The sequence below is a fragment of the Dysgonomonas sp. BGC7 genome (assembly GCF_001261735.1).
Taxonomy (GTDB): domain Bacteria; phylum Bacteroidota; class Bacteroidia; order Bacteroidales; family Dysgonomonadaceae; genus Dysgonomonas.
Genome location: NZ_CVRP01000001.1, coordinates 243802 through 258075, shown reverse-complemented (window position 1 = coordinate 258075; position 14274 = coordinate 243802). Strand labels below are relative to the sequence as shown.

Sequence of the window (14274 nt, the reverse complement as noted above, 5' to 3'; positions counted from 1 at the left end):
TTCGTTCCGGTTTTACAACCTCTTTGCCGGTTTGAAATTCGAATTTTTTAAATAATTCTCGATTCTTTCATTCCTGTCGGCTTCTGACATATTAGCAGGTAGTTCGATATGAGTCCGATCATCAATTCTTACCCAGACAACATCTCCTAAACTTTTCTTATGATCGTCTAATATTTTTTTTAACATTTCCTCCTGACTTATACGTTCAGGCTTTTTCATAACGCGTCCTCTCCCTTTCGAGGGAGTTTTACTTTGCACATCCATTTTAGTGATTTTTTAATTAATAGAAATTCAACAAACCTAAAAAGGTAAAATTAATTCATCTCTTTATACAGTGTAAAAAACTATATAATAGCGAATTATATAAATTTAGTCCTTAAAAGTCAGATAACCAAATATTTTATATAAACTTTACAAATAGCCCGATTATCGTTCAAAAAATAACAAACCTTACATATTGTTAAATGCTTAATTTCTTTAGTGATATCAATGAGTTGTTAATTTAATACTATTCATCTTTATTTCTTCTTCAGAATAATTTTCCAAGAGCGTATTACCGAAATTTACACCATGCTCGAATACAGAATCTTTAAAATCGACTTGATTAAAGACCGCATCTTTAAAATTGACGGTATTAAAAGTAACTTCCCAATAATCAGAGTTCTGAATAGTTGACTGCACAAATTTACAGTCCCGTATATATGAATGGTCGAAAACAACCTTATTGAAAACTGTTCGTGAAAAATCAGTTTCATCAATAAATGTTTCTTCCAGATAGCACGATGTAAAACGGGCATTTTTGAAACTGGATTTAATAAATTTAGTCCGGGAAAAATCTACGCCGACCAAATTGGCTTCATCCAGATAGATATCTTCAAAAACGCAATCAGACAAGTCTGTGATCAGATCACTATATATAAATCCATCATTTTTGAATAATACCTTAATTATAGTCTGGATAACGATTGTCGGCTTCTCATTTATCCGCCAGGCTTTCCCGTTTTCCTCATTTTTAATGGTTGCTGTATTCTCTCTTATATATGCACAAAGTATATCATGCACTATATTTATATACCCTCTCTGGCTCTTATGTCCGGTCGAAGTTTCCATTGCGATTTGGTGCAAAGCATACACTCCCGACAGAATTGTACTTACATGCTCTGCACCTAGCAGAGTCGCTGCATCTTTAAACCGAGTATTTATCTGCCCTTTTTCGGCAATATTGTTCTGTCGTGTTTGCTCCACCACTCTTCTATTGTTTATCCACAGACCAAGAACAACTAAAGCTCCACCTAAAACCGTAGCCATAGTCTTTACATACTCTCCTAGTGCTGTCTCATTATCTCCAAACAGTATAATATGAGTATCCATAAGATACAGTATTACACTCACCAAAATTGTAGAAAATATGATAACCAAAAAGATATATTTATAATAGAATTTGGAAATAGCCTCTTTATTACTCTGTATTATTGTCGAAAATGTTTTTGTCTTTTTGTGCATAAGGATCTTAATTATAGTTTTATGTAAGCGATTCCTTATTCCTACCGGACACGGAAATCACTAACTAGCTCAAAAAATCAATTTTAAGCTATTCAAGAGATAATTACATCTGTGGATATTAATCTAAAGAGATGCAAAGATAGCGAAATTTATCGAGAGAATAAAATTGCATGCCGGAAGCCTGTCTGTCGATGGTATAGAACACAAATGTTTAATACGATAAATTTATAAGCAATTACGATAAAAAATAGTTCTGAAATTATTATTAACTGTCTGTTTCAGACCGCTATCTTTGTATTTCTAAAAATCACAAAAGATCACTGCATAATTTCTTTGTATAACAAAAGGCAATTTGCACATCTGGAAAAGCACAGATATCGAAACATTTCAAAAAAAATAAATATATAAAAAATCATGAAGAACTTGAACACTTCTTTTACAAGAAGAATGGCAATTTTGATTGCTTTAGTTTTGCCTATGATATTTTCTAATGCTTCTGCGCATCTCAAACGCGGAAACAAAAACATAGAAGATATACAGCAAGAGATTGTTACCGGAGCACAAAAGATTAATCCGACTACTATTGAAGTATTACTATCCAATAATCAAAGAATGGTTTTTGACTTTTATGGAGAAAATATTTTTCGATTATTCCAAGATAATTCCGGAGGAATAATAAGAGACCCCGATGCTAAGCCCGATGCTAAAATATTGGTAGAAAATCCACGAAGAACATTGTCTGAACTTTCTTTTACAGATGAGGGCAATGATATTTCTATATCAACTAAAAAAATCAATATTCGAATAAACAAAACAACCTCTTTGATGAGAGTGACCAACCTCACCTCTAATACCGTTGCATTAGAAGAGATTGCCCCTGTTGCATTCGAAAAGAATAGAGTTGTTCAATCTTTTAAAGAGAATGCCGAAGAATATTTCTATGGAGGAGGCGTTCAGAACGGACGTTTTTCTCACAAAGGGAAAATTATAGCTATCGAAAACCAAAATAGCTGGACAGACGGAGGTGTAGCCTCCCCTACCCCTTACTATTGGTCTACAAATGGCTATGGAATAATGTGGCACACGTTCAAAAAAGGAAAATATGATTTCGGAGCTGAAGAAAAAGGCACAGTAAAATTATACCACGAGACTAACTATCTGGATGTTTTCTTCATGATAAACGATGGTGCTGTAGCTCTTTTAAACGACTTCTATCAGTTGACAGGAAATCCTGTCCTATTACCTAAATTCGGCTTTTACCAAGGTCACTTGAATGCATATAACAGAGACTACTGGAAAGAAGACGAATCCGGAATATTATTCGAAGATGGCAAACGCTACAAAGAAAGCCAGAAAGATAACGGAGGTATAAAAGAATCTCTGAACGGAGAAAAAAACAATTATCAGTTTTCGGCTCGTGGCGTAATAGACAGATACAAGAACCATGATATGCCATTAGGTTGGTTGTTGCCAAACGATGGATATGGAGCCGGATACGGACAAACCGAAACGTTGGATGGTAATATTCAGAATCTGAAATCGTTGACAGATTATGCCCATAAAAACGGAGTGGAAATCGGTCTCTGGACTCAATCGGACTTACATCCTAAGCCTGAGATCAGCGCTCTGCTGCAAAGAGATATAGTAAAAGAAGTAAGAGATGCCGGAGTACGTGTATTGAAAACTGACGTAGCTTGGGTTGGAGCAGGATATTCGTTCGGGCTGAACGGTATTATGGACGTATCGCACATTATGACTTACTATGGCAACAATAGCAGACCTTTCATTATCTCGCTCGACGGATGGGCAGGTACACAGCGTTATGCAGGTATTTGGTCGGGAGACCAAACCGGCGGCGTGTGGGAATATATCCGTTTTCATATACCTACCTATATAGGATCAGGACTTTCGGGACAGCCGAATATAACTTCGGATATGGATGGTATCTTCGGAGGTAAAAAGCCTATTATAAATACAAGAGACTTTCAGTGGAAGACATTCACTCCTATGGAGCTCAATATGGATGGATGGGGCTCTAACGAAAAATATCCTCATGCTTTGGGCGAACCAGCTACATCGATAAACCGTTGGTATCTGAAAATGAAATCGGAACTTATGCCATACGCCTATAGTATTGCCAAAGAAGCCGTTGACGGAATGCCTATGATAAGAGCTATGTTTTTGGAGTATCCTAATGCATATACCAAAGGCAAAGCAACCCAATATCAATATCTTTATGGTCCTAATTTCCTTGTAGCACCTATTTATCAGGACACAAAATCGGACGAAAAAGGTAACGATATCAGGGACGGTATCTACCTGCCCGAAGGAGAATGGATAGATTATCTCACAGGAGAAAAATATGCAGGTAATCGTATCATCAACAACTTTGCTTCTCCTCTTTGGAAGCTACCTGTGTTTGTCAAAAACGGAGCTATCATACCTATGACTAACCCGAATAATAATGTGTCTGAGATAAACAAAGGTCTTCGTATATATGAGATTTATCCTAAAGGGAACAGCTCGTTTACGGAGTACGACGACGACGGCACTACAGAAGAATATAGACTAGGTAAAGGGACTACGACTCTTATTGAATCAGCAGTAGACAATAAAAACAATGTATCTTTCACTATTCATCCAACTAAGGGCGATTTTACAGGTTTTGTTAAAGAGAAAGCAACAGAGGTTAAGATAAATGTTACTGCAAAACCTAAAAAAGTATCGGCTAAGATAGGAAAGAATAAGATTAAACTAGCTGAAGCAAACTCAATAAAAGAATACGAGAAAGGCAACAATGTTTTCTTTTATGATGCTGCACCGAATCTGAACAAATTTGCAACCAAAGGAAGCGAATTTGAGAAAGAGGTTATTCTAAAAAATCCGCAGGTACTGATCAAATTAGCATCTTCTGATATAACATCAGCTGTGACAACTGTAAACGTTGAAGGTTTTGTTTTTGAACCAAACGATAGCCATAAAGTCACTTCAGGAGCATTGACCGCCCCTTCCAATGCTGTGATAACAGACGAAAATACAGAGGCATATACACTAAAACCGACATGGAACAAAGTAGACAATGCCGACTACTACGAAATCGACTTCGATGGTATGATCTACAGTACTATCAAAAATACAGAGCTGTTTTTCGACGGGCTGTCAGCCGAAACTGATTATACATTCAAATTACGAGCTGTAAATAAAGATGGATATTCGGACTGGACAAGCTTCAAAGCCACAACTAAATCGAATCCTCTCGAATTTGCCATAAAAGGCATAACAGGAGAAACCAGTGCTGAAAATCAGAGGGGATATGCTATTAATAAACTATTCGATTTCGACGAAAGTAATCTGTGGCATACCAAGTGGGGAACAAGTTCTATTCCATTCGATATCGTTATAGATCTGAAAACAATAAATCAATTGGATAAGTTCCATTACTTGCCACGTACAGGCAGAGGCAACGGAAACCTTCTGAAAGGAACAGTATATTATAGCAACGATAAAGAAAACTGGAACGAAGCCGGAAACTTTGAATGGAAAAATAATGATGAAGTGAAAATATTCAACTTCACTAACAAGCCTACAGTACGCTATATAAAATTATCTGTAACTGATGGAGTCGGAGGCTTTGGATCGGGCAGAGAACTGTATGTATTCAAAGTTCCAGGAACAGAAAGCTATCTTCCGGGAGATATCAATAACGACAGACTACTCGACAGAAATGATTTGACTTCATACACCAATTATACGGGACTAAGAAGTGGAGATGCCGACTTTGAAGGATATATTAGTAATGGGGACATCAACAAAAACGGACTGATTGATGCTTATGATATTTCCGTATTGGCTACTCAGCTCGATGGAGGTATAGATAATAAGAAAGTAGACAATGTAGAAGGAAGTATCGAGCTTAGTACAACAAAACAAACCTATAACAAAGATGAGATTATAGAAATCCATGTAAAAGGAACTAATCTTCTATCTGTAAATGCGTTAAGTTTTGCTTTGCAATACGACCCTCAGTATTATGAATTTGTAGGTGTACAAAGTCTGAATATGAAAGAAATGGACAATCTGACAAACGACCGTCTTCATACCAATGGTGTGAAATCTCTCTATCCTACATTTGTAAACATCGGAAACAAAGAAACTATTGAGGGAACCTCTGATTTATTTATAATTAAACTGAAAGCCAAAAGAAAAATAAAATTTGAGCTGAAAGCTACGGATGGTTTCCTTGTTGATAAAAATTTGAATACACATAAGTTTTAATAAATAGTTAGTTTAGTCAAAAGACTTGAATAATTTTCCCAAGTCTTAAAGTTTGTAGTTTAATTTATTGTGAGAGCTCGGTATTTTACCGGGCTTTTTTCTTATAGCCAGTTCTATTATCTAGATAAGGCAACAGTTTATTCATTCTGTTATTTCAAATAATAATTTCTTAACACCCTCCCAATATTACATTTATAATTATTTTCCTTTGGAAATTTGTTTTATCGGGAAATATTATTTTCCTTTGCATATAATTTCCATAAGACATAATTTCCTATAGAACAACAAATATGGTTAAGAAAGTAAATTTAATAACAGCCATCGCCGCAATACTACTTGCCGGCACTCTCGAAGCACAAAATAAACACTATATATCTGTTGCAGAAGCCATAGATATAGCAGTAAGGGACAACAGCCAAATAAAGATGGCCGAACTGGAGCAAAAAACAGCCAATGCACGATATAGGCAGACTGATGCCATTTTTCTTCCGTCAGTAGATTTGGGTTATACAGCATTGAGCACAAACAATCCGTTGAATGCTTTTGGTTTTCTGCTGCAACAACAGACTGTAACGGCTATGGACTTCGATCCTAGCAAACTAAACAATCCGGGAGCAGTACAAGATTATAGTGCCAAAGTAGATGCAAAATTACCTTTACTGAATATGGACATGATATATTCCCGAAGGGGAGCAAAAGCACAAGAGGAAATGTATAAACATAAGACACAGAGAACAAAAGAATATATCGAATTTGAAGTAAAAAAGGCATATACACAACTTCAATTCTCATATATGGCAAAAAACATTTTATCAAATTCGCTAAATGATGTAAAGCTGATTTATGAATCTGTTAATAATTTCTACTATCAAGGCTTAATACAAAAATCTGACTTGCTAAATGCTCAAGTACAGGTAAACACCATAGAAAGCGCATTATCTAAAGCCGAAAGCAGTATACAAAATGCATCGGATGGTCTTGCTTTACTGATGGGAACAGAGGTAGAAAGTACAATATACATATCCGACACACTGTCTGAGACAGAAAGAAATTTCACTACAAATGAAATATTAACTAACAGAGCTGACATCAGAGCTATGGAAAAAGCTATTGATGCCACAGATATGATGGTAAAATCGTCTAAAATGGCTTATCTACCCCGTATCAATGCCTTTGGTACATATCAGCTAAATGATTCTAAGCCTTTTGGATTCCATGCCGATTCGTATCTGATAGGCATAAATCTTACATGGAATATATTTTCAGGCAATCAGAACAGAAGCAAAATAAAAACCTATCAGTATCAAAGAGACAGACTCAGAGAAGAACAAAAGTTTCAGATCAAACAGAGTAAGCTCGAAATAGAGAAAACGAATAGAGAAATAAATGACTTACAAATAGAAATAAACAAGCATACAATAAGTGTAGAACAGTCGGAAGAAGCTCTGCGCATCCAAAGCAACCGACACAAAGAAGGACTGGTAAGCACTACAGACCTGCTGATGTCTCAGGCTCAACTCTCGCAACAAAAGCTTTTGCAAGCACAGGCTGTAATGACATATAATATAGCGTTGGCATATCTCATTTTTTTATCAAAATAGATTATTAATCAGACAAATATAAAGTAATGAAAGCATTAAAGAATACAATTTTGGGCATAGTCGGATTCGCTGCACTATATTCCTGCTCAACAAACAACCAAGAAAACAAAGACGAGAAAGCCACAATAGTAGAAGTATATTCTCCGACCGAAAACAACAATAAAGGCTTTAACCTCAGTGGAGAAGTAACTGCAAAACAGACAGCGACTATAAGTACCCGCACAATGGGCTACATACGTAAAATATATGTAAAACCAGGCGATAAAGTAGCAGAAGGCCAGCTTTTAGTAGCTATCAGTAGCGACGATGTGTTGGCCAAAAAGGCACAAGTACAAGCTATGATTCAAGAAGCTGAAGCCGCAGTCAAGAACGCACAACGAGACTATGAACGTTTCAAAATCCTGCGTGAACAAAACAGCGTATCAGATAAAGAGCTGGAAAATGTAGCACTACAAAACACTTCAATGAAGGCTAAATCACAGATGGCACACCAACAAATGAACGAAGTAAATGCAATGCTGGCCTATACAAGTATCCGTGCACCATTTTCAGGCGTTGTAACACAAAAAATGGCAGATGAAGGCAGCATGGCAAATCCGGGAATGCCAATACTTGCATTAGAACAGCATGGCGAATTACAAGTATCGGCTACTATACCCGAAAACTATATACAATATGTAAGAGTGGGCGATACGGCCCAAATAGAGCTCAACTCACAGGATATAGCAATAACCGGCAAAATAGTAGAGTTAAGTCCATCAGCATATCGGACCGGAGGACAGTATTCGATGAAGCTGGCTATAAACAGTAAAGATAAAACGAACATCCGTCCGGGTATGTATGCCAGTATCTTCATTCCCAACAATACAAAAGAGAGAACTTCTTCTCGGATAATGATAGAAGAGTCTTCGATTGTTCACCGCGACCAACTCACAGGGGTATACATTGTAGACGAAGAGAATCAAGCTATACTGCGCTGGATACGCTTAGGCAAAAAGTCGGGCAATCGGGTCGAAGTTCTTTCGGGGATTAGACCAAATGAGAGAATTGTACTAAAAGCCGAAAGGAAATTATATAACGGTAAGAAAGTTGCAACATCTAAATAAGCGAGCAAATTATGGAAAACGGAATTTCAGGAAAAATAGCCGGAGCATTTATTAAATCGAAACTGAGCATTCTACTCATGTTTGCTTTCATACTCCTTGGCATATTTAGTATATACTTTATACCAAGAGAAGAAGAGCCTCAGATAGAAGTTCCTATGGCCGATATTATGATCGGTTACCCGGGAGCTACACCTCTGGAAGTGGAATCGGGTCTGGTGCAGCCCATCGAAAAAATAATATCAAATATAAAAGGCGTGGAACATGTCTATTCTACCTCAATGAACGGCATGGCCATGCTCACTGTCCAGTTTTATGTGGGAGAAGATGTAGAGCGCTCACTGGTGAAACTCTACAACGAAATAATAAAGAATATGGATCGCATGCCACAGGGAGCGACTATGCCTCTGGTAAAAACACGGGCTATTGACGATGTACCCGCACTGGCATTTACCCTCTGGAGCGACAATGTAGGCGATTATCAGATACGGCAAGTAGCAGAAGTGGTTGGCAACGAGATAAAAAAGATACCAGACGTTTCACAAATAAATATTATAGGAGGGCGAAGCAGGCAAGTGAAAGTGATGCTCGACAAAGATAAAATGGCCGAAAACAAACTCGATTTCGGTACTATATCTCAAGCATTGCAGGCTAATAATGCACAGATGCACAGCGGAAACATAGTTACAGTCGATATGGTATATTCTGTTCGTACAGGAAACTTTTTTGCCAATGTAGACGAAGTGAAGAATCTGATAGTAGGAACAAATACCAATCAGCCTGTATATCTATATCAGATAGCCGAAATAGAAGACGGTCCTGAAACAGCTCAACGCTATGTTTCCTTCGGATATGGAGCTAATTCAGTCGACAAAAGAGCAGCTATGCCAGACGACTATTCGGCCGTAACAATTTCTGTTGCAAAGAAAAAAGGTGCAGACGCCATGAGACTCGCCGAAGTAGTCATCGAAAAAGTAGAACATTTAAAAAAAGACGTGATAACGAACGACATACAAGTAGAAACCACACGCAACTATGGAGAAACAGCTTCACATAAAGTATCTGAGCTGCTATGGCACTTGTCTATTGCTATCGTCGTGGTCACACTTTTCGTAATGGCAGCAATGGGATGGCGTGGCGGACTGGTGGTCTTCCTTTCCGTACCCGTTACATTTGCACTCACACTATTTGCCTATTATTTCTTAGGATATACCCTCAACAGGATAACTCTGTTTGCATTGGTCTTCGTTACGGGTATTGTGGTTGACGATTCCATTGTCATTGCTGAGAATATGCACCGCCACTTCAAGATGAAAAAATTACCGCCATTGCAAGCAGCCTTGTATGCGATAAATGAAGTAGGTAATCCTACAATATTGGCTACACTTACCGTTATTGCAGCTGTATTACCTATGGCATTCGTCTCTGGTATGATGGGCCCTTATATGAGTCCGATGCCCATCGGGGCATCCATAGCCATGATATTTTCATTGCTTGTAGCCCTTACCCTCACCCCCTATTTCGGATATCTATTCTTAAGACATAAAGAACAAAAAGGAGGCTCAAATACAGAAGGAGCTGAAGATTCCGAACAAATTTTGCATAAAACCAAAATATATAAAATATACTCGCATATTGTTTCCCCTTTTCTCGAAAGCAGGAAAAAGCGCTGGACTTTTATGATTACACTAAGCGTTGTTCTGCTAGGTTCTTTTGTTCTGTTCTACACAAAATCGGTACCTGTAAAAATGTTACCGTTCGACAATAAGAACGAATTTCAGGTAATTATAGATATGCCCGAGGGTACAACCCTTGAGCGTACTGCTGCCGTAGCCAAAGAACTATCCATATATATAGGAAGAAACAACAAGGTTACTAACTATCAGACATACATAGGCACATCAGCACCTATCAGCTTCAATGGCTTGGTACGTCACTACGACATGCGCATGGGCGATAATGTAGCCGACATACAAGTAAATCTGGTAGACAAAGGCAGCCGAAGCGAACAAAGCCACGACATAGCCAAGTCGATGCGTTCAGAATTGCAAAATATAGGTAAAAGATATAATGCCAATGTGAAAGTAGTAGAAGTTCCACCGGGCCCACCGGTAATGTCTACCATTGTTGCCGAAATATACGGGCCGGACTATACGCAGCAAATAGCAGTGGCAAAGCAAGTGAAAGACCTGCTGGTAGCAACGGAAAATGTAGTAGATGTAGATTGGTCTGTAGAGGACAACCAGACGGAATACAAATTTGAAGTAGACAAAGACAAGGCTATGAAGCTAGGAATACCTAATGCTCAGATAGTACAAAACGTACAGGCCGCTCTATCGGGTATGCAGGTGGACATACTACATCACCCTTCGACTGTAAATCAGATAGGAATAAACCTCCAATTACCCGACAAGGATAAATCGAGCATAGAAGAAGTACTTAGTATGAAAGCTATAAACCAACAAGGAATGACTATCCCGATAGGCGATCTGATAAATGTAACAGAGGGAGAAAAAGACAAGAGCATACATCGTAAAGATCAGAAACGTGTAGTATATGTTCTTACTGAGGTGGCCGGAAATTTGGAAAGTCCTGTTTACCCGATTACAGAGGTGTCGGAAAAGCTATCGTCGATAAAACTACCCGAAGGCTATACCCTATCGGAAGAGTATAGCGAGCAACCCAAGTATGAAGACAATTTTTCTCTGAAATGGGATGGCGAATGGCAAATCACTTACGAAGTCTTTCGTGATTTGGGACTGGCATTCTTATTTGTGCTTATTATTATCTATGTGCTCATTGTAGCATGGTTTCAGAACTTTATCACCCCATTAGTACAGCTATCAGTTATACCACTATCTCTGATAGGTATCATATTCGGACATTGGATTATGGGGGCTTACTTTAGTGCACCTTCTATGATAGGTTTCATCGCCCTGGCGGGTATTATGGTACGAAACTCAGTACTCCTGATAGACTTTATAGATATACGCCTGAAAGAAGGTGTTCCTCTCAAACAAGCAGTAATAGAGGCCGGTGCTGTACGCACTACACCCATTATACTTACCGCCGGAGGAGTGGTATTGGGTGCTATAGTAATACTTTTCGATCCCATATTTCAAGGATTGGCAATCTCTCTGATGGGAGGAACAATAACCTCTACAATACTTACCCTTATTGTGGTTCCTCTGTTGTATTACAAAATGCTGAAAAATAAAATAAAATAAACTGTTATGAAATTATTAGTCGTATTAAGCATAAAAGAGCATCAGGAGCAGGTAGCCGACCTGCTCCAAAATACAGGTATAAAAAGATTTAGTGTAAGTAATATTATTGGGTACAAGAAAAAGAAGGAAAACCCGGGTTGGTTTGCCGCCAATGCCGGCGATGCCAAAACAAATTCTATTATGCTATTCAGCTTTACCACCGAAGAAATAGCGAATAAAACCATTTCAAAAATAGACAAGTGTAACGAGGAAACCCAAAATCCGTTTCCGGTGCATGCGTTTATACTAGATATAGAAAACTTTTCAAAATTTTTATGATATGAAACGAGAATATATTATCCGAATCGTGGCAGGAACACTTGTATTAACAGGAACTATCCTTGCATATTTAGTTTCGGCAGGTTGGTTATTACTTCCTGCTTTTGTAGCAATCAACCTTATTCAGTCATCTTTTACTAAGTTTTGTCCTCTCGAATTGATCTTGAAAAAGCTTAATATTAAATAGTTGTTACAAACAAGAAAAGATTTATCAACCATAGAAAAAAACTATATAATATTCCTATAGAATTATTTTCTTATGGAATTTTATTCCTATATTTGTATATAAAGAGATTTAGTCGTTGAATTTAAAAGATTTATCTATAGAGAAGCTCTTCGAACTTCTCCGAGGTAGAAGCTTGAGCGAAACCAAGAGAGCTGAATAATGATAATTGTGAAACAGAAGAAAATGTGTACAACTTTGTCAGGTTTTAGTTAAAACGGATAGAAAAGCGACAAATAAAAACAGATAAAAACAGTTACTTTCATTACTTTTTAGTTAAAAGCGATGACTATATAAATTCATAAATCAGTAGTTTCAAATCAAAAATACTTTGATAGGACAATTTAAAATGGACAAAAAATGGACAAAATAATCAGATTAGCAAAAAAGAACTGGCCCTATCTGGTAGGAGGGCTCATCGGAGGAGCAGGAGGATACATATATTGGTACTATATAGGATGTAGCACAGGTACATGCCCTATTACCGCATCTCCTACCATGAGTATATTATGGGGGACACTATTGGGAGCCACATTACTGAGTATGTTTTTTTCAAGAACAGATAGACAACAATGATACAGTTTCTAAAGAATATGTTTAACATGAATTCTAAAGCTGAGTTAAGAGAGCTTTTAGAAAATGGTGCATCTCTTTTGGATGTCCGGACAAAAAGTGAATATGCAAGTGGGAATATCAGAAACTCGAAAAACATTCCTTTGGATGAATTGAGTAAGCATTTGCAAAAGCTAGACAAGACTCAATGCTTTGTTGTAGTATGTGCCAGCGGTATGAGAAGTTCCAGTGCTGTGAGCCTGATGAAAAAGAATGGCTTCTCTAATTGTCACAATGGAGGTAGTTGGATTAATTTCAGATTGATAATTTTATAAAGCATCAAGTATGAACGGAAGATGGGACACAAAATATAGTGGTAAGGAATATGCCTATGGAGAAGCGTCAAACAACTATTTCAAAGAAATAATCGACACTTTGCCTCCCGGTAAAATCTTACTCCCGGCTGACGGAGAAAGCCGTAATGGTGTCTACTCAGCAAAAAAGAGATGGACAGTAGATGCTTTCGACCAAAGCAAACAAGCCAAAGAAAAAGCGATGCAGTTGGCAGTAAAGAACGGTGTAAACATAATGTACAAAGTAATTGATTTTGAAGAAGCAAAAGAAAATTATATTCCTGATTATTATGATGCAATAGCACTTATATATGTCCATATAGCACATAGCAAAAGGACTGAATACTATAAAATGTTATTATCTTTGCTAAAATCGGGAGGGTATATAATTCTGGAAGGATTTAGCAAAGAGCATTTAGAGTACCAGCAAATAAATTCTTCGGTAGGAGGACCTTCCGATGTCGATATGTTATATTCTACAGATGAAATAAAAACAGATTTTCCCGAACTTGAAATTATCAACCTGGAACAAATAGAAATAGAACTAAGCGAAGGAGCTGGACATAAAGGGACAGGATCAGTAATACGTTTCTTTGGGAGAAAAAAATGATACAATAATCTAATAACACAGATAATAAATGAAAAAAATAATTACAGCGACTTTAATAATCATCTCGAGCATGCACTTTATGTCTTGCAACGGACAGTCTTCATCAACAAATAAAAGTGAAACAAAAATAGTAGAAAATAAAATGAAAACAATAAAATTAAATAAAATCGACTTTCTTACTAAAATAGCAAATTACGAGGCTAATCCTAACGAATGGAAGTATCTGGGCGACAAACCGGCAATCATAGACTTTTATGCAGACTGGTGTGGCCCTTGTAAAGCAATAGCTCCTGTATTGGAAGAGTTGGCCGAAGAATATGATAAAGAAATTTATATCTATAAAATAGATACAGAACAAGAACAAGAACTGGCTGCCGTATTCGGAATAAGAAGTATCCCCTCTCTTTTATTTGTTCCAAAGAACGGAAAACCACAAATGGTTCAGGGTGCTCTGCCTAAAAGTGAATTTAAGAAGTTAATAAATGAGATATTGTTAGAAAAAAAATAAG

General features: G+C 37.3%; 12 protein-coding genes. 10 read left to right on the top strand and 2 right to left on the bottom strand.

What is annotated here, in order from left to right:
* Positions 1-12: 12 nt before the first annotated feature.
* Both BGC7_RS01040 and BGC7_RS01035 read right to left on the bottom strand, forming a co-directional pair.
* Complete coding sequence (locus BGC7_RS01040) at positions 13-264, bottom strand: hypothetical protein (RefSeq protein ID WP_050699687.1); 252 nt, start codon at positions 262-264, stop codon at positions 13-15.
* Between the two features lie 222 nt (positions 265-486).
* Positions 487-1371 carry a pentapeptide repeat-containing protein gene (locus tag BGC7_RS01035; protein ID WP_157258610.1) on the bottom strand — a complete coding sequence of 295 codons (885 nt, stop codon included), beginning with the start codon at positions 1369-1371 and terminating at the stop codon, positions 487-489.
* A gap of 546 nt (positions 1372-1917) precedes the next feature.
* Between BGC7_RS01035 and BGC7_RS01030 the strand changes: the two genes are divergently transcribed.
* The 10 genes from BGC7_RS01030 to trxA all read left to right on the top strand — a co-directional run bounded on the left by BGC7_RS01030 (position 1918) and on the right by trxA (position 14273).
* Positions 1918-5778 (top strand): TIM-barrel domain-containing protein, encoded by a 3861-nt coding sequence (locus BGC7_RS01030; RefSeq protein ID WP_050699685.1) that lies wholly within the window; start codon positions 1918-1920, stop codon positions 5776-5778.
* Positions 5779-6068: 290 nt separating this feature from the next.
* Complete coding sequence (locus BGC7_RS01025) at positions 6069-7379, top strand: TolC family protein (RefSeq protein WP_050699684.1); 1311 nt, start codon at positions 6069-6071, stop codon at positions 7377-7379.
* Between the two features lie 26 nt (positions 7380-7405).
* A complete protein-coding gene (locus tag BGC7_RS01020; protein WP_050699683.1) occupies positions 7406-8485 on the top strand; it encodes an efflux RND transporter periplasmic adaptor subunit in 1080 nt (359 codons plus the stop codon).
* Between the two features lie 11 nt (positions 8486-8496).
* Positions 8497-11709 (top strand): efflux RND transporter permease subunit, encoded by a 3213-nt coding sequence (locus tag BGC7_RS01015; protein ID WP_050699682.1) that lies wholly within the window; start codon positions 8497-8499, stop codon positions 11707-11709.
* Between the two features lie 6 nt (positions 11710-11715).
* The gene (locus tag BGC7_RS01010) at positions 11716-12027 is read left to right on the top strand and encodes a hypothetical protein (RefSeq protein WP_050699681.1); all 312 of its coding nucleotides are present in this window, start codon (positions 11716-11718) and stop codon (positions 12025-12027) included.
* A 1-nt stretch (position 12028) separates the two neighbouring features.
* Positions 12029-12214, top strand: a complete 186-nt coding sequence (locus BGC7_RS01005) for a YgaP family membrane protein (RefSeq protein ID WP_050699680.1) — start codon at positions 12029-12031, stop codon at positions 12212-12214.
* A 396-nt stretch (positions 12215-12610) separates the two neighbouring features.
* Positions 12611-12826: a hypothetical protein gene (locus tag BGC7_RS01000; protein ID WP_185112929.1), complete on the top strand. Its 216-nt coding sequence runs from the start codon at positions 12611-12613 to the stop codon at positions 12824-12826.
* A 26-nt stretch (positions 12827-12852) separates the two neighbouring features.
* On the top strand, positions 12853-13137 hold the full coding sequence (locus BGC7_RS00995; protein ID WP_242034402.1) for a rhodanese-like domain-containing protein: 285 nt from the start codon (positions 12853-12855) through the stop codon (positions 13135-13137).
* A 10-nt stretch (positions 13138-13147) separates the two neighbouring features.
* Positions 13148-13765 carry an SAM-dependent methyltransferase gene (locus BGC7_RS00990; protein ID WP_050699678.1) on the top strand — a complete coding sequence of 206 codons (618 nt, stop codon included), beginning with the start codon at positions 13148-13150 and terminating at the stop codon, positions 13763-13765.
* 79 nt (positions 13766-13844) lie between these two features.
* Positions 13845-14273, top strand: coding sequence for a thioredoxin (gene trxA, locus BGC7_RS00985; RefSeq protein ID WP_242034408.1), 429 nt, complete (start codon positions 13845-13847; stop codon positions 14271-14273).
* Position 14274 lies beyond the last annotated feature (1 nt).